We start from the raw sequence: 17,306 nt of genomic DNA on the forward strand, positions 1-17,306 counted from the left end.
CACCAGTTCAAACGACTCCGCACCCGCTACGAGCGACGCGCCGATCTCCACCAGGGCCTGCTCGAACTGGCCTGCAGCCTCGTATGTCTCCGCCGCCTCCGAACCGCATTCTGAAACGATCAGTAAGCCGGGGGAGTCGGCGTCACCTGCCTTGGCGGGGCGGGCCGGTGTGATCCCTCGGTGGAAGGACTGGGACAGCCAGATGTGCGTGGGCTGTGAGGTTCCCGTTGCCGCTCCTGTGGCGGACGGCATCGGAGGCGTCTGCGTGGGGGGAGGAGACTCTCCGGCCAATCGCGGTGCGAGCGCCGCAGCGATGACTGCTGCGAGGGTCGCCGCCCCTGCCGCTGTTGCTATGAGCGGATGGTGACGGACGATCTGACGGAGGACGGAAAGCGGCGTGATGGAGATGCCGTCGTACATGTCGAGATCCCGGAACGTGCGGCCCGCGGACGGCTGACCGGCCGGATTGGGCTTCGCCGGGAGGCCGATGGCCTCCAGGATCGTGTGTGTATCTCGTTCGACGCGGAGCTGTGTGAGCTGCCAGCTGATGGTACGTAGCTGCCGGAAGAGCAGACCAGCACAGAGTGCAGCCGCGGCGAGCAAGGTGGAGAGAAGAACGATCACCCTCGGCCCCTTTGCTGACCACATGACTCAAATTGCACTGTGCATGGATCAGTAGCGTGCCGGTAGTTCAGGGCTGTACTAGGCGCATATTCCAGTTCCGTGACGAAAGTGTGACCATGTGTTCGATTGCGTGGAGGTGAGGAAGTGTCAGCTGGGTGACGCGTTCTCGTTCTTCGCCTGGCGCTCGATCTGCTCCGCGAGGGTGTGGAGGAGAAGTGCCTTCTCTCGTGTGCTGCGCGGCTGGGCGTCCAGCACGTTGAGGATGGCCTTCTGTTGCCAGTCCTCGAGCCCGGCGAAGGTGGCTGTACTGGGAGGTGCCGGCTGCGGCGCGGCGGTGGTCTCGATCTCGCGCAGGATGTCGGCCGCATCGCTGCGTCCGGCTGCTTCGAGGCGGTCGGGCGTGATCCCCAGGGCGTGCGCCATCTGGGCGAGGGTGGGGGCCTTCGCGACGACCTCGGAGGCGGTGTCCTTGCGGTAGGCGGCCTCGATCTGGCGCCAGCGGGAACCGGAGAACCGCACGGTCATCCGTGCGGCGGCGGATTCAGGGCTCAGGCCGGCCGCCTCCCGCGCCAGGCGGAGGAGTGTGGCCTCGGGCGGCGGATTCGGCGTCGCCGTCATCAGGGCCTTCCTTCCGTGCTGTCTCGGTCTTGAACTTTCTTGAACTGTAGCGAACCCCATGGGGTTCGGGGCTAGGGGACCCCACACGATCTACACATCCGGACGCGACTGGTACGAGACTCCTGCGCCAAAGTGAAAGCAAGTCGAAGAAAGTGGCGAGTGGTACTTGTACTGTCCGTCGGAGTCTCGTACTGTCTTTCACATGAACCCCCAGATAGACCCCAAGCGCCTGGCGCGGAGGCGAGTCGAGGCGGGGCTGAGCATGACCGACCTCGGCCAGCGAGCTGGGGTGAGCAAGCAGCACGTCTCGATGGTCGAGCGCGGCCGCGCGAACTTCTCCCCGCGCAACATGGCCAAGATCGCAACCGCCCTGGACTGCACCATCGCCGACCTGCTCGCGGATGCCGAGCCCGAAGTGGCTCCCCAGCCGGAGACCCCGTCGCGATGACCAGGGAAGAGCGGCACCGCATCCTCAGTACCGAAGAGATCGCCGATGCCCGCCGGCAGGCCCGCAAGGCCATCGACGAGGTCGGCATCCCGCCCGAGCTGATCGACCGCCTCCGCCCCGTGCTCGCCCCCGTCGCCGAAGCACTCGCCGACAGGCACCGCGCCCCCGAGGCCGCGTGATGGCCGCGCGCATCACCGGCGCCACCCAGCGCTGGATCTGCGAAGCCTGCCACCACCGCAACCCCGTCTGGCGCCTTGCCTGCCGCCGGTGCCGAACCGACCGCCCCACCAGCTAGGGCCCCGCCGGATCGCGCCGGCCGCCCGAGCACACCCCGCACCAGCAAGAAAGCGGACCAATGCCGGACAGCACCCCACCCCCGCACGACCCGGACGCCTGTGACGCCTGCCGCATGACCTGCACCCACCCGGCCTACCGCCGAACGCGCCGCGCTCTCAACCACACCCCCTTCCCGCGCCCGCGCCCGGCCACCCCATGAGCAGGCCGAAGAAGGACACCCCGCGGGACGAGTCCACTCCGGCCAGGCCATCCGCGCGCGCCGCCAGGGTTGAGCGAATTCGGCTGCTCATCGCCCGCCAGCGCGCTGCCCAGCCCCCCACCGGCGGTACCGCATGACCACAGGCCCGTCGCACCTCCAGATCGTCCTGATCGCCCTCGGGTTCCACGCCGCCGGCTCGCTCCTGCTCATCAAGCTCACCGACGCCGAGAGCCTCAACCCCCTTCCGCACATCCGGGCCGCCATCTTCGGCCGGCTCCTGACCATCACCACCTTCCCCACCATCTCCACCCAGCCGCCCGACAGGAGGAGCCAGTGACCACCCGCCCTACCCCCACCGCCGCGCCCATGCCCAGGGCACGCCTCGACGGGATCCGCCGCGCGGTCGAGGCCGGCGTCACTGGCGCCGAAGGCGCAGCCCTGCGTGAACTCCTGGCCGAGGTCGACCGCATGACCCCGTTCATGCCGCCGCCCAACCGGCCGTGCCTGCTGTCCCAGATCGAGCTAGACATCGTGCTCGGCATGGCGCGCGGCGAAACCTGCCCGATGACCGCCGAGCGCACGGGGCGCACGGTCAACACGGTCAAGACCCACCGTCTCCGGATCCACCGGCGGCTCGGTCTGCACACCGGTACGCACGTGGTCGGCATCGCCCTGGCGAACGGCTGGATCACCCCGCACGACGTTCTGCGGGCGAAGGAGCGCTGACCAGGTGGACACCTCCCAGTACAAGGGCATCGTCGATGAGTCAGACGACTTCGCCGTCCACCTTGAGGTCCTCGCGGGCCTGATGCCCGTCGGCACGTCCGTCTGGCACAGGTCCGGCCGACAGGGCACCGTCATCACGGACCACGTCCCGCACATCCCCGGCGTGCACAGTGGGAAGCCGAGCCACGTCGCCTTCGCCGACGAGACGCTCACCGACGCCCTCGTGTGCGTCAGCTGGGACAACGAGCTGGGCCTCCGCTGGATCTGCTGGGCGCGCCTCGACGACATCTCGAAGAAGCCCCCTGTGGTCCTCGGTGGGAGCAGGCGATGAGCCGCCCCGAGGCGCGGGGTGCCGGAAGGCGTCGACCGACCTCCGCCGAGCACGTCCTCGGGCAGATCGCGCGCGGTGAAGTCCGCGTCGGCCCCAAGGCGGCCCGCGAGATCGCCGCACAGCACCAGGCCGCCTACGGGGACGCAGTCTGGGGCCCGGCCCCGGGCCAGCCTTCCGCCGACGCCGAATGCGGCCCCGACCAGTCGACGGCCTCCCGATGACCACCCGCCCGGCGTCAACGCCAGCCGCGCCCGACGTCGTTCCTCCGGGCGCGGCAGCCAAGGCGGAAGAGGGGTCTCTCCTTGCCCCCGCTGACTCCGCCTGCGCCGGGCGGGTTCCCCTCCACTTCCACTCGAAGGACCCCATGCACCCGCCTGCCCTCAGCCTCACCGTCCGCGGGCTCCCCGGCCCCCAGGGCTCCAAGAGCCACAAGGGCCGCGGCCGGATGATCGAGTCCTCCGCCAAGGTCGCCCCGTGGCGCGAGGCCGTACGGCACGCCGCCGTCCTCGCCGTCGAAGCCACCCCCGGCTGGCAGCGCCTCGACGGCCCCCTCCGCCTGGACGTCGTCTTCTTCTTCGACCGGCCCAAGACCCACTTCGGCACCGGCCGCAACGCCGACGTGCTGAAAGCGTCCGCGCCGGCCACACCGATCGCGGCGCCCGACCTGTCGAAGCTGGTCCGCTCCACCGAGGACGCCATCACCGACTCCGGCGCCTGGCACGACGACTCCCGCGTCGCCGTCGTCACCGCCGCCAAGCGCTGGGTCCACGACCCCTACGACCCCTTCGGCGTCCTCGACAGCCCCGGAGCGCTCGACACCCCCGGCGCCCTCATCCGCATCTGGCACCTCGCCACCCCGCACCAGGAGACGACCCCGTGACCACCCTCCGCCTCGAGCCCAAGGTCGGCACCGGCGCCCAGGAGGCCCTCGAGCCCCACGTCCGGCCCCTGTACGACCTGCCCGCCGGCCGCCGCCTGTTCATCGGCGAGCTCGTCCACACCGAGCGCACCCAGCCCGCCCCCGGCTCCGACAAGGAGCCCGTGGTCAAGGTCCGCATCAGTTCGCTCGAGATCCCGAACGAGGAGCAGGAGGAGCACGTCCGCGAGGCGCTGCGCTTCCTGTACCTGCAGCGCACCGCCCGCGGAACCCTCGACGACGACGGCCAGCTCGAGCTCGACGAGCAGACCATCCGGCTCACCGGCGGGGTCCTCGCCTACATCGAGACCGCCCGCCTCGAGGCCGGCGTCCGGCACTGGGCCTCGTACGCCCGCCGCGCCTCCCAGGCCACCGAGCTCAGCGCGACCGAGGCCCGGCAGGAACTCAAGAACGTCGCCGACGCCCTCGCCGCCCTTCACGGCGACACCCGCAAGCCCAGCACCCGAAGCTGACCGACCCCGCCCCGCCGCACCCACAGAACGGAGGTGACCACCATGTCCAGGCCCCAGCGAGTCCGCGTCCCCTGGCGGGTCGTCACCTCCTCGCTGTACGCGGACAGCGCCGTCACCGTGTACGTCAAGGTCGGCGCCCTCGCGCAGCGCCCTGAGGGCTGCACGGCGTCCGTCCGCTACCTCTCCGGCCTTCTCGGCATCGCCCGCTCCACCGTCGAACGAGCCCTCACCCAGCTGATGCGCCCCGCCCCGGACGACGAAGTCGTCGAGCTCACCTCCTACCGGCGCACACACCCTGGAGGCACCGGCACAACCGCCGTCCGCCGCGTCCGCCAGCAGTCCCGGACCGAGCTCGGCGCCTGGGTGCCCAGCCGCGCGGCGGAGGCGCTGTCGCCGCGCCAGCTGCGCGCCTACCTGGCTCTGTCGTACGCCGTCGCCACCAAGCACCACATCACCCTGGCCGAGATCGGCGAGGTGCTCCGGCACCGCACCGGGAAGAAGGCCGGCGAGGCGCTCAACACTCGCTCCGTCCGCAAGGTCCTCAACTCCCTTGAGGACCTGGGCTGGATCACCATCGACCGCCGTGCAGGCCTCCACGGCCGCCACATCTACTCCGTCCACGAGGAGCCCGTGCAGCTCTGCCTGGAGGCAGACGGTGCTGACTCTGAAGAGGGATCGGGTGGCGATCTTGGTGAGGGATCCCTCGCGACTGAGGAAGACCTGAGGACTGACTCACCTGACGACGAGGCCGCTGGGGAGATCCGCCGTAGGCGAGAGCAGGTAGTAGCGCGTGGCCCTGTGGAAAACCCGGCCGTCGAGACCACCGGCGCCACCGGCAAGCAGGCCTACGCGGGACCTGGCCTGACTCTCGCTCCGCGGATCTGGCGAGTCCTCGAACCGGTCCACCACCTCCTCGGCGACATGACCACCTACGTGATCCGGCGCGCCGCCCGGGAGATCGGCAGCCAGCTGGATCGAGGGGTCGCCCCCGCTCAGCTGCACGCCCGACTGCAGCACCGCGTCGCCTGCACCGAGGAGATCCGCAACCCTGGAGGCTGGCTCCTCGGCGCCGGCCTCACCCACCGAGGCTGCGGACGCGCCACCTGCGAGTCGGGCACGGACTGGACCACCGGCGACCGCTGCCGCGAATGCCTCGCAGACGCCGCCCGTCAGACCGAGACACCCCCCAGAACCAAGCCGGTCCCGCGGCCGCCCAAACCCGCAGCCCGCCGCTCCTGGCATGAATGCGACGACTGCGGACGCCCCTCCCCACAGCCCATTCCGAGCGGCCGCTGCCGCGACTGCCGACCGAACCACGACACCGCCGGGAGACTCACATGAGCAGCGCCACCGGCCACACCGTCCCGGTCCCCGCCCGACGCGAGCTCGCCGCCCTGGCAACCGTCACCCGGCCCGACTGGAACCCCCCGGACATCCACGAGGCCCTCGTCGCCGCCCACATCTCTCAGGTCACCTGGGGCCAGGTCCTCACCGAGATGGGCCGCCTCATGGCCGACCCGGAAGCCCGCCCCAGCGACCTCGCCACCACCGGCCCCGACGCCTGGCGCCGACGACGGCCACCCCCGCCACCGGAGACCGCACACCGTGGCGCAGCGGCCGCCCGAGCCGCTCTTCACACCGACCACGACACCACCCCCGACGCCACCCACTGACCGAAGGAGGCAGCGATGGACGCCACCCCCGACACCGCGGACTACGAGCAGATCCGTGCCGGCCTGCCGGTGGCGAGCCCGGACGCCCACGACCTCGACTCGCCCGAGCTCGAGGTCGCCTTCGCCCAGCTCGCCATCGACCACCCCGAGGCCGTCACGCCCGGCCTCGACACCGACGCCCCCGCAGAGCCCGGTCTCAAGACCCCCGCCCGCGCGCGCCGGCGGATCGCCACCCTCCTCGACCGGCTCGTCGACCAGACGATCGCCGAAGTCCGCATCACCCCCGCGCGCGTCGGCACCAGGACCTTGATGTGCGTCATGCTCCTCAGCCCGGCGCGCACGGAGATCCCCGTCCCTCACGGCGGCTCCGCCAAGATCAGCAAGGCACTCCGAACCGCTCTCCCCAAGGCCGACTGGACCGTCGCCCAGAACTACAACCCGGCCACCGGCGAGCTCACCCGCCACCTCTTCGCCATCCCCGCCTGCCTCCAGGGCGGCGCCCGATGACCCGGCGCCCCTTCGTCTACCACTCCCAGATCGCTGCCAAGGCCCGCACTGCCCCGGGCCAGTGGGTCTACGCCCAGACATACGCCACCGGCTGCTCCGCCTCCTCCATGGCCCGCAAGGTCCGCGCCGGCGACGAGGGCGGAGGTCTCGCCTACCGGCCCGCCGGTCACTACGACGCCCGCATCGACACGGTCGACACCGGCGTCGCCGTCTGGGTCCGCTACCTCCCCGGCACCCCCGCCGCCCTCGCCGCCGGACTCCGCTGGCTCTTCGACACGGAACAGCCCGACACCGCGATCGTCACCCACCTCGGGATGTCCATCCCGGGCGCCGGGAACCGCTGGTACGGCCTGTGCCCGTCCGGCGCTGACGGCCAGGTCGTCATCTCCACGAACGTCGCCCGCGTCACCTGGGCGCGGGCCGACGGTGACACCTATGCCGCCAACCCCATCGCGTACGGCGAGGTCGCATGGCTCAAGGGCTTCCTGGGGCACCTTGGGCACACCGTCACCGCAACCTGGAACGGTTACCCCGGCACCAGCGGCAGTCTCGCCCTGGCCGAGGCACCCCACCCCAGCCTCACCGCAGCCGTCGACCGCTACCGCGCCGGCTGCCCGGCACACCCTACGGCCGGCGTTTTCTGCGACTGCGAGGCCTGGAAGCAGGGCATCGCCGCCGCCGTCCGGCCCTCTTACACGGCAACCAAGCCCCGTACGGGGGTGGGCGCATGACGTACCGCGACCAGGGAGCCAAGGCGCTCGCCGACGCGGCGACCGAACTGGAGGCCGCCTGCCCCGACCATGGGGACGCCGAGGAGGCCTGGATGGTGTGCCACTGCGAGGCCGCCGGTGAGCTCCGCCGCAAGGCGGAGCTGGCCGAAGCCGCCCGTACGACCGGGCTGCGGAAGGGCTGGCGCTCGGCGGCCACGCGTATCGGCGTCAGCGACAGTGAGTACGTCGAGCGGTGTGACCGCGGCGAGAAGTGGTGCACCGGATGCCGTGCCTGGCACCCCCGCGCAGACTTCGCCGCCGACCGCGGACGCGGCGACGGCCTGCAGCCCAGCTGCCGGATCTACGCCAACAGGATCCGACGCGACAGGCACACCGCGAAGAAGCAGGCCGTGCTCGCCCCGCCCGCCTCCGACAGGAGCCTCCGATGACGAACGAGCAAACCGGGACCTGCGACATCAACCCCGTCGGATACACCTCGAAGGCGCACCCGCCGCAGCAGGCACAGACCGCCGAGATCCTGCGGCTGCGGGCCCAGGTGGCGGCGTTGGAGTCCCGGCTCGCCTACCTGCAGCAGGCGAACGAGGCCTCCTACCGCAACGACCAGGCCCTCACGGGTGGTCCCGTCCTCGACCCCGGACTGCCCTTCGGCTCCGAACTCCGGCGCCTCGGCACCCTTCTGCCCGCGTCCACCCGCGTCGTGATCTGGCGGATGGGGCGCATGTGACCAGCTACCAGATCACCGCCGGCCTCATCGGCCTGGCCATGGCCGTCATGGCGACCTGGCCCTCCTTGTCGCCCAAGAGCTGCCATCACGCCCGGATCACCGCGAAGGACACCGACTCATGAACCTCACCCCCTGGCGCGGCACCGGCACCCACCGCGCCCCCACCCGGGCCGAACTCGCCGCGGAGAACGCGCGCCTCCAGGCCCGCGAGGCTGCCGCCGACGACTTCTTCGCCCTTCTCCTTGCAGACCGCGACATCCTCGACCAGGCCCTTGAGATTGCCACCGCCCGCTACCTCGAGGCGGAGACCGTCGTCGGCTGCCAGGGCCGGCAGATCGCGGCGCTCGAGGCCCAGGCCGCCGAACTCACCGCACAGCTCGCCACCGCCCGCAGCGTGAGCCTGCCCGCTGGCCACCGATCCGTCGACCTCGGCGACGAGCCGACCGAGCCCGTCGGCATCAACGTCGTCCCCCTCCGCGAAGCCCTCAGCCCCCTTACCGGCTTGCCGGCCGCCGCACCGTCCTGACCCCCTCCCACGCACCGACCGGAGACCACCATGCTGAACCCCTTCAAGAAGAAGACCACCCCGGCCGCCGACGCCGCCCAGGGCGAGCCCAGCCACCGCCCCCTCGACCTCGGCAGCCACACCTCCCTCGCCAAGACCGCGCGGGTGTCGCTGCAGAAGGCCGGCCTCGACGGCCTGCGCGCCTGCGTCTACCTCGTCCTCGACCGCTCCTACTCCATGAACGGCTACTACAGCAGCGGCGCCGTCCAGTACCTCGCCGAGCAGGCCCTCGGCCTCGCCGTGAACCTCGACGACGACGGCGTCGTGCCGGTCGTCTTCTTCGACGACAAGAGCTACCCCGTCACCGAGGTCGCCGTCGCCAACCGCACCGGAGTGATCGACCGGGAGCACCGGGGCCTGGGCGGCGAGCGCACCATGGGCGGCACCCGCTACGAGAAGGCCATCGGCACGGTCGTCGACCACTACCGTGCCTACCAGGGCAGCGGCGGCACCGACCCGGCCGTCGTCATCTTTCAGACCGACGGCCACCCGCAGGGCCCCGCCGCCGCAACGACCGCCCTCGCGGCCGCGAGCAAGCTCCCGATCTTCTGGAGCTTCGTCTCCTTCGGCCCAGGCCCCGTCGACTATCTCCGCCAGCTCGACACCATGACCGGCCGCGCCGTCGACAACGCCTCCTACTGGCACGCCGGCTTCGACCCGCAGCGGCAGGTCAGCACGGACACCACGTACGACCAGGCCCTCTACAACCACCTCGTCGCCGAGATCCCGGCCTGGCTCACCGCCGCCCGCGCCGCCGGCGTCATCGCCTGACTACAGCCGCAGCACGGCACGGGCCACCCCGGCCCGTGCCCCAACCCCCGCAGGAGGAGACCCGTGACACGTCGCATCATCGGCCCCGTCACGGCCGCCAGCATCGAGCAGCTGCTCAGCGCAGAGCTCGACCTGAACCCCGTCGACGCCGGACGGGCCGTCCACCTCGTCTTCCAGGCCATCACCACGGCCGTCGCCGCCGGACACAGCGCCGCCATCCCCGGCTTCGGCGTCTTCGCCGCCCACGAGACCACGGAGCCCACCCTCGGCGCGGTCGCGGGCCCCGAGGACCGGCCGGTCACCCTTCCGCCCCACCAGCAGATCCTCTTCTGGCCGGACGACCGGCTCAACCAGATCGTCCGCGTCCGCGACCTCCTCGGCAGCATCCGCACCTCCGCAGCCGAGACCACGGGGAGCACGGCATGACGACCCCGTACGCCCGCACCGCCCCCGACACCCTCGACGCACCCCTCGCCTGGCTCGACGAGGGACTGTGCCGCCTCTTCCCGGACGAGTTCGCCTCGCTCGCGACCGCCCCCAGGGCGAAGCGGATCTGCCTGACCTGCCCCGTGCTCAGCCAGTGCCGGTCGTGGATCCGCAGGGTGGAGTCCGGCAACAGCGCCAGCCAGCGGGAGAACGTCGTCGGCGGCCTTAGCCCGGACGAGCGGGCCACCCTCGACCCCGTCCTCATCCAGCGGGCGAAGGAACGCGCCGCGCGCGCTGCAGCCTCCCAGGCGACGAAGGCGAAGAACGGGCCTGCCGCCTGGACCGGACCGCGGGTGAAGGCGCCCGTCAAGCGCCCGCAGTGCGGCACATACACGGGATACCGCCTGCACGAGCGGAATGGCGAGATCTACGACGAGGCGTGCCTCGCGGCCAACGCCGAGCGGCTGGCCCGTCGGCGGGCCGAGAAGAAGCTGCCGGAGGTCCGCCGGCACTGGGAGCAGGGCATGACGGACGCCGAGATCGCAGCCGCCCTGCGCTGCCGCCGCGGCACCGTCCGCAAGGTCCGGGAAGTCGGCGGCCTGCAGGAGAACCTGCCGCCCCGCAGCAGTACCTGACACCACCCCGCACACCCACGAACCACCCGGCGAGGAGGCCCTGATGTCCGACCGTCCCCACGGCTACGCCCGGTACAAGCTCGACGGCTGCCACTGCTACACCTGCGCCTGGGCCGTCTCCGAGTACAACCGTCAGCGAGAGGCCGCGATCAAGGCCGGAACGTGGCAGCCGTACGTCCCGGCGGCCCCTGTACGTGAGCACATCTGCCGCCTCCAGGAATGCGGCATGGGGCTCCGTACGATCGCCGCAGCGGCCGGTGTCGGCCGGAATCGGCTCCAGAGCATCCTCACCGGCCGGCCCGAGCGCGGCACCGGCCCCCAGGAGAAGGTGCGGCCCCACCTCGCGGTTGCCGTCCTACAGGTGGAGCCGACGCTGGACATGCTTGCACCGGCGGCCCTCGTCACCTCCGCCGGTACCCACCGGCGCCTCCAGGCGCTCGGGGCGGCCGGCTGGCCGACATCTCGCCTCGCGGACCGCATGGGCTGGACAGGCACCAACCTGGCGGTCCTCCTGGAGTCCGGGCGAGTCATGGTGCGGACCGCGCGCGCCGTCCGTGACCTGTACGACCAGCTGTGGAACGTCGACCCCGTCAGTCAGGGCGTCGCCGCCCACATCGCCGCCCGCACCCAGGCGCGCGCCGCTGACCGCCGCTGGGCGCCGGTCGGGGCCTGGGACGACGACACGATCGACGACCCCTCCACCCACCCGGACTGGACCGGCGCCTGCGGCACCGCCGAAGGCTTCCCCAGGCACCGACGCATGGGCCACCGGCCGTGCCGACCCTGCCGCGCCGCCTACCGCGAGGCCCACCAGACCAACCCTCCGATCAAGGAAGCCGCATGACCTTCACCATGAGTCCGCCCCTGGCGCTCGCCCTCCTCCTGGCCGTCACGGTCAGCGTCGCGTTCCTGGCCGGCCGTCTCCCCAACCACCAGGCATACGGGCTGTACGCGATCGCCGTCGGCTTCGACGCGCTCCACTCCGTCCTCTACGGAAGGCACAGCTGGGCCCTCGCGAGCACCCTGCTCGCGAGCGCGCTCACCGTCGCGTGGTGGCGCGGCGGCGGCCGACTCACCATCCGCCGCGACCTGCGACGGGAGCCGCGCCGATGACCACCAACCTGACAGCCACCGGGATTGTCCTGCTCATCGTCGCGGGCAACCTGCTGACGGTCTTCGCTCTGCTCCTGGCCGCCGCGGTGACCTTCACGATCCACAAGCTCGTCGAACGCCTTGTGGACGCCCACGAGGAGTGGAAGCGGCGGCGGTTCCAGCGCCGCGACCTCGAGACCTGTCGGGCCATCGACGCGCTCGGCGCCAGCGGTCATCAGCAAGGCGACGTCCGATGACCGCCCCCACTCCTCCCGGCAACGGCGCGCGGGCTCAGGGGCGCCACGGTGGGGGAGCGGCAGTGCTGGCCGGGTCAGCCGTCGGCTTCGGACTTGCGGACCACCGGGGGCCGGCGCAGCTTGATGCCGGCAGCGCGGGCGAGCCGACGGAAGTACTCGTCGCTCATGCCCGTGAGGCGGGCCAGGTCGCCGACGGTGGCGCCGGCGTCGCGCATCTCGCGGATCGCCATGGCGCGCAGCGGCTCCTTGAGCTCCTCCTCGGCTTCGAGGAGCGCCTTCTTCTGCCGGAAGAGGGCGGCGGCGTCCTCGGTTGGGGTGTAGCTACTGCGGGCCATGCCGCACATGGTCGCACGGCGACTCGGCCACTGCGTAGACCAACCCGTAGGCCAATGCCTCCCGAGAGGGCACCCCGGGGGCACGGATAGACACCCCCATAGGCCAACATGTTGGTCTATGATGAGTGGTGTAGCTCGAACTCCGTCTCCCCATACGGCAGTCGGAGCCCGCGACCGGGTGGCCCGGACCTCCCCTCCCCAGGCCACCCCCCCCACCTGCGTAGCTCAGCGGCAGAGCACCGGTCTTATAAGCCGAGGGTCGCGGGTTCGAATCCCGCCGCAGGTACCAGCACTCCCAGAGGAAGGAATCACCATGACCGCCACCACCCTCCCCACCACCCCGCAGGCCGTCGCCTCCGCCATCCTCAGCGCCGTCGAGAGCAACCCCCACGCCTTCGACATGGGCACCTGGTACTCGCCCACCGGTACGTCCCTGGACCTGGCCCCCGACGCCCCCATCCCCGCCGGCATCACCCTCGACGTCGCCAGCTGGGCCGCCCGCGTCACCGGATGGACCGTCACCACCGGCGGCCACGCCACCAAGGGCGGTACCACCCAGCACGTCAGCAGCATCTGCCGCGCCGCCCTCGGCATCACGGAGCAGTCGCCCGCCCTTTTCTGGCTCTCCGACGACCACGCCCTCACCGCCCTGCGCAACCTCGCGGACCGGCGATGACGACCCGCACCGCATTCGGCAGCCCCACCCCCAGGCCGATACCGCGGCCCACGCCGGGCCCGCCGCCCGCACCGCCCGACCCCCTCGCGAGCGCCTTCGCCCGCGCGATCACCCGCGACTGCCACCTCACCGCCGCAGAAGCCGAAGCGTGGCAGCAGTCCCGCGCCGAGTCGAAGACGCCGAAGGACACCACCCGCCCGTTCGACGCCTACCTCCCGCTCCTCCGCCGCTTCCACTGGCGCATCGAGACCAGTGGAGACCACCGCCTCGAGGCCGTGCACCGCTCCGGAGCCCGGATCATGCTCACCACCCGACGCGACCGGTACGGCGTCCGCCGCTACGTCCTCCTCCCGCCCGGAGAGAAGAGCCCGCGCTGGCACCAGGTCAGCTCCGAAGCCGTCACCGAGTTCATCCGGGTCCGCCGCCTCCCGCGCGGCACAGCCGCGCGCATCCCGCACACCGTCTGCCACTGCAAGAAGCGCAGGTACGTCAGCGAGTACACCGCCCTCCAGTACCTCGTCGAAGCCAAGCTCCTGCGACACCTCCACCGAGACCGCAAGCGCCGCGAATGCCGGGCCTACCGCTGCCCCACCGACCCCCGCGTCTGGCACCTCACCAGCTGGGCCACCGGACCCGACTCCCCGGCGCCCGCACCGCCCGCGCCCAAGGACAACGCCCAGACCGCAGACGCGACCCGAGGGGGTGTCACCCGATGAGGCCCCTCAGCCCTTGCGACTGCCCCCACTGCACGCCCCAGGCGCCCGTTCCCGCGGCCCCCGCCGACGAACTGGAGCCGACCTCGCTCCCGAGCCGCCCCCAGCTCTTCCGCGTCCACTACCCCGACGGCCGCACCCAGGACGCCACCCTCCACCCCGACGGCCGGCTCTCCACCAACGTCGCCGGCCAGACCCACTGGTCCCCGCTCACCCTCGACGACATGCGTCGCGCGAACTGGGCGCCGCCCGCCCGCATCGAGTGGAACCCGGAGCCGACCACACCGCCCGCCTCCAGCCCGGCAGCCGTCCACCCGCCTTCCCCCGCAACCTTCGACGACGAGGAGCACACCTCATGACCACGCCCATGACCCCGCAGGACGCCCTCCTCCGGCTCCAGCAGTACGGCAAGCGCACGTCGACGTGGTCGACCGCGACGTACAACGACGGCACGGAGAAGGCCCTCCACCAGATCGCCACCGCCCTCGGCGCTGAGGCGGTCAGCCTCGGCCTCCAGGTCGACCGTCTCAACGCCGAAGGCGCCCAGCTGCGCGACCGCCTCGCCGAGCTCGAGGCCCTGGAGCTGGGAGCCGTCGACGGACGCGTCTCGGCGGCCTGCGGCACCCCGGGGCACCCGACGTGGCTCCGGTCGCCGGACGACACCCGCGGCTGCCCCTGGTGCCGGGTCACCGACCTCGAGACCGAGCGGCACACCACCAACGCGGCGTTGAGCGACGCCGCCGAAGCGCTCCGCCGCGACCGCGACCGCATCGCCGAGTTGGAGGCCAGCCCGCCCTTCGCCGACAACACGGGCGAGCCCGTGCTCGCCGCGTTCGCCCAGGCCGTCCACAGCGAGTCCCTGGACTACGCCGTCAAGTACGGGCACCTCCGCCGCTCCGACGGAACCACCCCCAGCGCAGAGACCGCCCGCATCGCCGAGCTTCAGTACGAGATCGTCCAGCTCCTCGACAATGCCGGGACCGTCACCTGGACCGACGTCCTGAAGATGATGACCTCCTCCATCCAGGCCGAGGCCGATCCCGCACAGCTCCGTGGCCACCTGCTCCGCACCGCGGTCCTCTGCGCCAGCTGGACCCGCGACATCAGCCAGCGCCACGATTCCGCCCTTCCCCACGACCCGTACATCACCGCCGTCGTCGACGCCCTCACCACCGCCGGTCTGGAACCCACCACCCACTGGACGTCCGACCTGGAGCTTGACCCGTACGACGACGGTCCGCACGCCGGCTGCACCACCATGCTCAACGCCTACCTTGACTGGAACGGCACCGAGAACGCCGCACACGAGCACGGCTTCGCCCTTCTCTGGGACCACCCCGCCGAGCAGTGGCAGTGGGCCCCGCGCGCCGAGAACGGCCACCTCGACAGCGCACCCGAGTTCCTCCCGAAGCTCGGCCGCTACGCCCACCCCGACGCCGTCGTCGCCACCGTCCGCGCCCTCACCGCCGGCGAGCCCCTGCCCGAGGGCCACGCCCCCTACTGGCACGAGGCCGACGCCGTGAAGACCGCCGTCGCTGCCTGGGCCGCCGAGTCCTGACCCGCCGCCAGGAGCACCAGACACCAATCCGGCCACCTCGAAGGAGCCCCACATGACCGCCCCGCTCTACCTCCAGACCCCCGGCCTCCGCCGGTTCACCACCGCCGTGGACATCGAGCGCCAGGCGCAGCTCGCGAAGTGGGGCGAGCAGAAGCACCCCGACGGCACCGGGAGCGCCGTCCAGGCGGCCGAGGCCGACAAGGCACGCGCGGGATGCCAGGACGCCTTCGCCCGTGGGAAGGGCACGTGGATGCACGTCCTCGTCGAGGAGGTCTTCGAGGCCCTCGCCGAGGACGACCTCGTGAAGCTGCGCACCGAGCTGGTCCAGGTCGCCGCGGTCGCCGCCGCGTGGATCCGGGACATCGACACTCGCCCGCACCCCATGCTCTGCGCCCACTGCGGCAAGCCGATCCCGACCGACACCGGCCTGAACACCTGGCACGGCCCGGCCCCGCAACCGGGCCAGCCGGAGTGCACCGTCCCGCGCTACCACCTCGGCGTCGACTACCCCGAGTGCCGCAAGGCCGGCGCCTGATGCCGATCCGCCCCGAGAACCGCCACCGCTACCCGCCGAACTGGCCCGACATCAGCCATAGCATCCGAACCGAGCGCGCCGCCGGCCGCTGTGAATGCCTCGGCGAGTGCGGGCGCGGCACCCACTCCGGCCGCTGCCCGAACCGCAACGGCACCCCGGCGTACGGCACCGGCTCGAAGGTCGTCCTCACCGTCGCTCACCTCGACCACACCCCCGAGAACTGCGACCCGGCCAACCTGCGCGCCTTCTGCCAGGCATGCCACCTGCACTACGACCGCGAGCACCACCGCCAGACCGCCGCAGCGACCCGCCGAGCCGCGGTCGAGGCCGCCGGCCAGCTCACCCTCGACCACCAGGACCACGAGATGCCCGAGACCCGCCTCACCTGCATCAGCCCCGAAGCCGCTGCGGCCGTCGTCGCCGAAGCCACCCGCCCTGGGGACACCGCCCACACCGTGCGCCAGGACGGCGCCCAGGTCGTCATCGGCTACCACGACAAGCGGTGGCCCCTCGACGTCGCCGACTGGGCCGGCGAGCACGGCCACGCCCACGATGACGACGCTGCCCGCGTCATCGCCCAGCTCTGAGCACGCAGCAGGGCCGCCCGCAATCGACATGCGGGCGGCCCCACCACCACCAGGAGCAGCACCATGACCGCCCCGCCGGCACCCCATATCACCGCCACAGCCGCGACCTGGATCCGCGATCACGTCCTCGCCCCGAAGGACATCCCCCCGGCATGGCCCGAGTGCCCGTGCCAAGGCGTCTCCAACGCCTGCGAGCACGGCAAGCACCACGACTGCGGCCATGACCAGTGGGTGGCCTGGTGGGGCAGAGAACCCGAAACCATCATCGGCGCCGGCTTCGGCCCCTTCCCCTGCCGCGGCTCCTTCGGCCTCGACTCCGGCCAGGCCACCGTCTACCTCGCCGACCGGGAGTGCTGGACCCGCTGCAACTGCCACTGCCACCAAGCGGTGCCGGAGCCGACGCCGAGCAACTCGGCCTGTTCGCCTGACGACGACAGCGGCCCCGCTCGCCCGCAATGCGAGCGGGGCCACCTCCAGCATCCCAGCAACTGCCAGGAGCAGCAGCCATGACCGACCACATCGCCCCCGACCGCGCCGCAGAGATCCGCCGCGCAGCCGCCCGGCACGCCGCCGGGATGCTCGCCGTCTCCCTCGCCGAGTGGGCACCCCGCGAGTACGCCCCGGCCGACGCCCGCACCGTCGCCGAGGAGGAACTCCTCCGCGAGGAGATCAGCCAGATCGCAGACGAGCTGAAGGTCCGCGCGGTCATCGGTACCTACCAGCGCTGCGCAGCCTGCGGGCACCCCCGGCGGGTCACGGCGGTCGGACTCATCGGTCACCACCCCGGCACGGACGAGACCGGATCCTCCACCGGCGGAGCGTGCGCTGGTGCCGGCCGCCGCCCCGACCTCTCCGTCCGACCGTAACCGCCTGCAGTCCACTGAGCCGG

At 71.9% G+C, this 17,306-nt stretch carries 32 protein-coding genes, 1 tRNA gene and 1 pseudogene; 32 read left to right on the plus strand and 2 right to left on the minus strand.

The window, feature by feature from the left end:
- Positions 1 to 114: pseudogene (locus HHL19_RS16125) on the plus strand (IS5/IS1182 family transposase); the annotation flags it as partial.
- A 657-nt stretch (positions 115 to 771) separates the two neighbouring features.
- Here HHL19_RS16125 and HHL19_RS16130 read toward each other — a convergent pair.
- Positions 772 to 1,242, minus strand: coding sequence for a helix-turn-helix transcriptional regulator (locus tag HHL19_RS16130; protein ID WP_169090143.1), 471 nt, complete (start codon positions 1,240 to 1,242; stop codon positions 772 to 774).
- A gap of 202 nt (positions 1,243 to 1,444) precedes the next feature.
- Here HHL19_RS16130 and HHL19_RS16135 point away from each other — a divergent pair, with 202 nt between their 5' ends.
- The 22 genes from HHL19_RS16135 (at position 1,445) to HHL19_RS16235 (ending at position 12,013) form a co-directional block, all read left to right on the plus strand.
- On the plus strand, positions 1,445 to 1,690 hold the full coding sequence (locus HHL19_RS16135; protein WP_169090145.1) for a helix-turn-helix transcriptional regulator: 246 nt from the start codon (positions 1,445 to 1,447) through the stop codon (positions 1,688 to 1,690).
- Entirely contained in the window at positions 1,687 to 1,869 is a 183-nt protein-coding gene (locus HHL19_RS16140; protein WP_169090147.1) for a hypothetical protein, read from the plus strand. Before HHL19_RS16135 ends, HHL19_RS16140 begins: the two co-directional genes overlap by 4 nt.
- Positions 1,870 to 2,319: 450 nt before the next feature.
- Positions 2,320 to 2,523, plus strand: coding sequence for a hypothetical protein (locus HHL19_RS16145; protein ID WP_169090149.1), 204 nt, complete (start codon positions 2,320 to 2,322; stop codon positions 2,521 to 2,523).
- Complete coding sequence (locus HHL19_RS16150) at positions 2,520 to 2,912, plus strand: response regulator transcription factor (protein WP_169090151.1); 393 nt, start codon at positions 2,520 to 2,522, stop codon at positions 2,910 to 2,912. Before HHL19_RS16145 ends, HHL19_RS16150 begins: the two co-directional genes overlap by 4 nt.
- A 4-nt stretch (positions 2,913 to 2,916) precedes the next feature.
- Positions 2,917 to 3,243, plus strand: a complete 327-nt coding sequence (locus tag HHL19_RS16155; protein ID WP_169090153.1) for a hypothetical protein — start codon at positions 2,917 to 2,919, stop codon at positions 3,241 to 3,243.
- Positions 3,240 to 3,464, plus strand: coding sequence for a hypothetical protein (locus tag HHL19_RS16160; RefSeq protein WP_169090155.1), 225 nt, complete (start codon positions 3,240 to 3,242; stop codon positions 3,462 to 3,464). Before HHL19_RS16155 ends, HHL19_RS16160 begins: the two co-directional genes overlap by 4 nt.
- A gap of 143 nt (positions 3,465 to 3,607) precedes the next feature.
- Positions 3,608 to 4,123 (plus strand): RusA family crossover junction endodeoxyribonuclease, encoded by a 516-nt coding sequence (locus HHL19_RS16165; RefSeq protein ID WP_169090157.1) that lies wholly within the window; start codon positions 3,608 to 3,610, stop codon positions 4,121 to 4,123.
- Positions 4,120 to 4,632 carry a hypothetical protein gene (locus HHL19_RS16170; RefSeq protein WP_169090159.1) on the plus strand — a complete coding sequence of 171 codons (513 nt, stop codon included), beginning with the start codon at positions 4,120 to 4,122 and terminating at the stop codon, positions 4,630 to 4,632. The genes HHL19_RS16165 and HHL19_RS16170 overlap by 4 nt, the downstream gene beginning before the upstream one ends.
- A gap of 42 nt (positions 4,633 to 4,674) precedes the next feature.
- Positions 4,675 to 5,973: a hypothetical protein gene (locus HHL19_RS16175; protein WP_169090161.1), complete on the plus strand. Its 1,299-nt coding sequence runs from the start codon at positions 4,675 to 4,677 to the stop codon at positions 5,971 to 5,973.
- A complete protein-coding gene (locus tag HHL19_RS16180; protein ID WP_169090163.1) occupies positions 5,970 to 6,305 on the plus strand; it encodes a hypothetical protein in 336 nt (111 codons plus the stop codon). Before HHL19_RS16175 ends, HHL19_RS16180 begins: the two co-directional genes overlap by 4 nt.
- A gap of 15 nt (positions 6,306 to 6,320) precedes the next feature.
- Positions 6,321 to 6,812, plus strand: coding sequence for a hypothetical protein (locus HHL19_RS16185; RefSeq protein WP_169090165.1), 492 nt, complete (start codon positions 6,321 to 6,323; stop codon positions 6,810 to 6,812).
- The gene (locus HHL19_RS16190) at positions 6,809 to 7,543 is read left to right on the plus strand and encodes a hypothetical protein (RefSeq protein ID WP_169090167.1); all 735 of its coding nucleotides are present in this window, start codon (positions 6,809 to 6,811) and stop codon (positions 7,541 to 7,543) included. Before HHL19_RS16185 ends, HHL19_RS16190 begins: the two co-directional genes overlap by 4 nt.
- Positions 7,540 to 7,971: a hypothetical protein gene (locus HHL19_RS16195; protein WP_169090169.1), complete on the plus strand. Its 432-nt coding sequence runs from the start codon at positions 7,540 to 7,542 to the stop codon at positions 7,969 to 7,971. The genes HHL19_RS16190 and HHL19_RS16195 overlap by 4 nt, the downstream gene beginning before the upstream one ends.
- Positions 7,968 to 8,267, plus strand: coding sequence for a hypothetical protein (locus HHL19_RS16200; RefSeq protein ID WP_169090171.1), 300 nt, complete (start codon positions 7,968 to 7,970; stop codon positions 8,265 to 8,267). Before HHL19_RS16195 ends, HHL19_RS16200 begins: the two co-directional genes overlap by 4 nt.
- Positions 8,264 to 8,389, plus strand: a complete 126-nt coding sequence (locus tag HHL19_RS38115; protein ID WP_277349269.1) for a hypothetical protein — start codon at positions 8,264 to 8,266, stop codon at positions 8,387 to 8,389. Before HHL19_RS16200 ends, HHL19_RS38115 begins: the two co-directional genes overlap by 4 nt.
- Positions 8,386 to 8,793, plus strand: a complete 408-nt coding sequence (locus tag HHL19_RS16205; protein ID WP_169090173.1) for a hypothetical protein — start codon at positions 8,386 to 8,388, stop codon at positions 8,791 to 8,793. Before HHL19_RS38115 ends, HHL19_RS16205 begins: the two co-directional genes overlap by 4 nt.
- 30 nt (positions 8,794 to 8,823) lie before the next feature.
- Positions 8,824 to 9,603 (plus strand): VWA domain-containing protein, encoded by a 780-nt coding sequence (locus HHL19_RS16210; protein WP_169090175.1) that lies wholly within the window; start codon positions 8,824 to 8,826, stop codon positions 9,601 to 9,603.
- A 63-nt stretch (positions 9,604 to 9,666) separates the two neighbouring features.
- Positions 9,667 to 10,029, plus strand: a complete 363-nt coding sequence (locus HHL19_RS16215; RefSeq protein WP_169090177.1) for an HU family DNA-binding protein — start codon at positions 9,667 to 9,669, stop codon at positions 10,027 to 10,029.
- Complete coding sequence (locus HHL19_RS16220; protein WP_169090179.1) at positions 10,026 to 10,664, plus strand: WhiB family transcriptional regulator; 639 nt, start codon at positions 10,026 to 10,028, stop codon at positions 10,662 to 10,664. Before HHL19_RS16215 ends, HHL19_RS16220 begins: the two co-directional genes overlap by 4 nt.
- Before the next feature lie 43 nt (positions 10,665 to 10,707).
- A complete protein-coding gene (locus HHL19_RS16225; protein WP_169090181.1) occupies positions 10,708 to 11,508 on the plus strand; it encodes a hypothetical protein in 801 nt (266 codons plus the stop codon).
- A complete protein-coding gene (locus tag HHL19_RS16230) occupies positions 11,505 to 11,777 on the plus strand; it encodes a hypothetical protein (protein WP_169090183.1) in 273 nt (90 codons plus the stop codon). The genes HHL19_RS16225 and HHL19_RS16230 overlap by 4 nt, the downstream gene beginning before the upstream one ends.
- Positions 11,774 to 12,013: a hypothetical protein gene (locus tag HHL19_RS16235; protein WP_169090185.1), complete on the plus strand. Its 240-nt coding sequence runs from the start codon at positions 11,774 to 11,776 to the stop codon at positions 12,011 to 12,013. Before HHL19_RS16230 ends, HHL19_RS16235 begins: the two co-directional genes overlap by 4 nt.
- 74 nt (positions 12,014 to 12,087) lie before the next feature.
- Here HHL19_RS16235 and HHL19_RS16240 read toward each other — a convergent pair whose 3' ends face one another.
- Positions 12,088 to 12,348: a hypothetical protein gene (locus HHL19_RS16240; protein ID WP_169090187.1), complete on the minus strand. Its 261-nt coding sequence runs from the start codon at positions 12,346 to 12,348 to the stop codon at positions 12,088 to 12,090.
- A 214-nt stretch (positions 12,349 to 12,562) separates the two neighbouring features.
- Here HHL19_RS16240 and HHL19_RS16245 point away from each other — a divergent pair.
- The 9 genes from HHL19_RS16245 (at position 12,563) to HHL19_RS16285 (ending at position 17,283) form a co-directional block, all read left to right on the plus strand.
- Positions 12,563 to 12,637, plus strand: a tRNA-Ile gene (locus HHL19_RS16245).
- Between the two features lie 24 nt (positions 12,638 to 12,661).
- The gene (locus HHL19_RS16250) at positions 12,662 to 13,024 is read left to right on the plus strand and encodes a hypothetical protein (RefSeq protein ID WP_169090189.1); all 363 of its coding nucleotides are present in this window, start codon (positions 12,662 to 12,664) and stop codon (positions 13,022 to 13,024) included.
- The gene (locus tag HHL19_RS16255) at positions 13,021 to 13,740 is read left to right on the plus strand and encodes a hypothetical protein (protein ID WP_169090191.1); all 720 of its coding nucleotides are present in this window, start codon (positions 13,021 to 13,023) and stop codon (positions 13,738 to 13,740) included. Before HHL19_RS16250 ends, HHL19_RS16255 begins: the two co-directional genes overlap by 4 nt.
- Positions 13,737 to 14,096 carry a hypothetical protein gene (locus HHL19_RS16260; RefSeq protein WP_169090193.1) on the plus strand — a complete coding sequence of 120 codons (360 nt, stop codon included), beginning with the start codon at positions 13,737 to 13,739 and terminating at the stop codon, positions 14,094 to 14,096. The genes HHL19_RS16255 and HHL19_RS16260 overlap by 4 nt, the downstream gene beginning before the upstream one ends.
- Positions 14,093 to 15,295, plus strand: a complete 1,203-nt coding sequence (locus tag HHL19_RS16265) for a hypothetical protein (protein ID WP_169090195.1) — start codon at positions 14,093 to 14,095, stop codon at positions 15,293 to 15,295. Before HHL19_RS16260 ends, HHL19_RS16265 begins: the two co-directional genes overlap by 4 nt.
- Positions 15,296 to 15,347: 52 nt before the next feature.
- A complete protein-coding gene (locus HHL19_RS16270; RefSeq protein WP_206325910.1) occupies positions 15,348 to 15,830 on the plus strand; it encodes a hypothetical protein in 483 nt (160 codons plus the stop codon).
- Entirely contained in the window at positions 15,830 to 16,417 is a 588-nt protein-coding gene (locus HHL19_RS37270) for a hypothetical protein (RefSeq protein WP_240981642.1), read from the plus strand. The genes HHL19_RS16270 and HHL19_RS37270 overlap by 1 nt, the downstream gene beginning before the upstream one ends.
- A 63-nt stretch (positions 16,418 to 16,480) precedes the next feature.
- Entirely contained in the window at positions 16,481 to 16,927 is a 447-nt protein-coding gene (locus HHL19_RS16280; protein WP_169090197.1) for a hypothetical protein, read from the plus strand.
- Positions 16,924 to 17,283 carry a hypothetical protein gene (locus HHL19_RS16285; protein WP_169090198.1) on the plus strand — a complete coding sequence of 120 codons (360 nt, stop codon included), beginning with the start codon at positions 16,924 to 16,926 and terminating at the stop codon, positions 17,281 to 17,283. The genes HHL19_RS16280 and HHL19_RS16285 overlap by 4 nt, the downstream gene beginning before the upstream one ends.
- Positions 17,284 to 17,306 lie beyond the last annotated feature (23 nt).

Source organism: Streptomyces sp. R302, from assembly GCF_012927245.1.
GTDB lineage: Bacteria > Actinomycetota > Actinomycetes > Streptomycetales > Streptomycetaceae > Streptomyces.

Coding starts and splice junctions, on each gene's coding strand:
- HHL19_RS16200 (WP_169090171.1), top strand. CDS start 7,968: ATGACGAACGAGCAAACCGGGACCTGCGACATCAACCCCGTCGGATAC.
- HHL19_RS16220 (WP_169090179.1), top strand. CDS start 10,026: ATGACGACCCCGTACGCCCGCACCGCCCCCGACACCCTCGACGCACCC.
- HHL19_RS16285 (WP_169090198.1), top strand. CDS start 16,924: ATGACCGACCACATCGCCCCCGACCGCGCCGCAGAGATCCGCCGCGCA.
- HHL19_RS37270 (WP_240981642.1), top strand. CDS start 15,830: ATGCCGATCCGCCCCGAGAACCGCCACCGCTACCCGCCGAACTGGCCC.
- HHL19_RS16270 (WP_206325910.1), top strand. CDS start 15,348: ATGACCGCCCCGCTCTACCTCCAGACCCCCGGCCTCCGCCGGTTCACC.
- HHL19_RS16190 (WP_169090167.1), top strand. CDS start 6,809: ATGACCCGGCGCCCCTTCGTCTACCACTCCCAGATCGCTGCCAAGGCC.
- HHL19_RS16140 (WP_169090147.1), top strand. CDS start 1,687: ATGACCAGGGAAGAGCGGCACCGCATCCTCAGTACCGAAGAGATCGCC.
- HHL19_RS16280 (WP_169090197.1), top strand. CDS start 16,481: ATGACCGCCCCGCCGGCACCCCATATCACCGCCACAGCCGCGACCTGG.
- HHL19_RS16230 (WP_169090183.1), top strand. CDS start 11,505: ATGACCTTCACCATGAGTCCGCCCCTGGCGCTCGCCCTCCTCCTGGCC.
- HHL19_RS16180 (WP_169090163.1), top strand. CDS start 5,970: ATGAGCAGCGCCACCGGCCACACCGTCCCGGTCCCCGCCCGACGCGAG.
- HHL19_RS16195 (WP_169090169.1), top strand. CDS start 7,540: ATGACGTACCGCGACCAGGGAGCCAAGGCGCTCGCCGACGCGGCGACC.
- HHL19_RS16210 (WP_169090175.1), top strand. CDS start 8,824: ATGCTGAACCCCTTCAAGAAGAAGACCACCCCGGCCGCCGACGCCGCC.
- HHL19_RS16175 (WP_169090161.1), top strand. CDS start 4,675: ATGTCCAGGCCCCAGCGAGTCCGCGTCCCCTGGCGGGTCGTCACCTCC.
- HHL19_RS16145 (WP_169090149.1), top strand. CDS start 2,320: ATGACCACAGGCCCGTCGCACCTCCAGATCGTCCTGATCGCCCTCGGG.
- HHL19_RS16135 (WP_169090145.1), top strand. CDS start 1,445: ATGAACCCCCAGATAGACCCCAAGCGCCTGGCGCGGAGGCGAGTCGAG.
- HHL19_RS16160 (WP_169090155.1), top strand. CDS start 3,240: ATGAGCCGCCCCGAGGCGCGGGGTGCCGGAAGGCGTCGACCGACCTCC.
- HHL19_RS16240 (WP_169090187.1), bottom strand. CDS start 12,348: ATGGCCCGCAGTAGCTACACCCCAACCGAGGACGCCGCCGCCCTCTTC.
- HHL19_RS16225 (WP_169090181.1), top strand. CDS start 10,708: ATGTCCGACCGTCCCCACGGCTACGCCCGGTACAAGCTCGACGGCTGC.
- HHL19_RS16265 (WP_169090195.1), top strand. CDS start 14,093: ATGACCACGCCCATGACCCCGCAGGACGCCCTCCTCCGGCTCCAGCAG.
- HHL19_RS16250 (WP_169090189.1), top strand. CDS start 12,662: ATGACCGCCACCACCCTCCCCACCACCCCGCAGGCCGTCGCCTCCGCC.
- HHL19_RS16260 (WP_169090193.1), top strand. CDS start 13,737: ATGAGGCCCCTCAGCCCTTGCGACTGCCCCCACTGCACGCCCCAGGCG.
- HHL19_RS16255 (WP_169090191.1), top strand. CDS start 13,021: ATGACGACCCGCACCGCATTCGGCAGCCCCACCCCCAGGCCGATACCG.
- HHL19_RS16235 (WP_169090185.1), top strand. CDS start 11,774: ATGACCACCAACCTGACAGCCACCGGGATTGTCCTGCTCATCGTCGCG.
- HHL19_RS16205 (WP_169090173.1), top strand. CDS start 8,386: ATGAACCTCACCCCCTGGCGCGGCACCGGCACCCACCGCGCCCCCACC.
- HHL19_RS16165 (WP_169090157.1), top strand. CDS start 3,608: ATGCACCCGCCTGCCCTCAGCCTCACCGTCCGCGGGCTCCCCGGCCCC.
- HHL19_RS16185 (WP_169090165.1), top strand. CDS start 6,321: ATGGACGCCACCCCCGACACCGCGGACTACGAGCAGATCCGTGCCGGC.
- HHL19_RS16130 (WP_169090143.1), bottom strand. CDS start 1,242: ATGACGGCGACGCCGAATCCGCCGCCCGAGGCCACACTCCTCCGCCTG.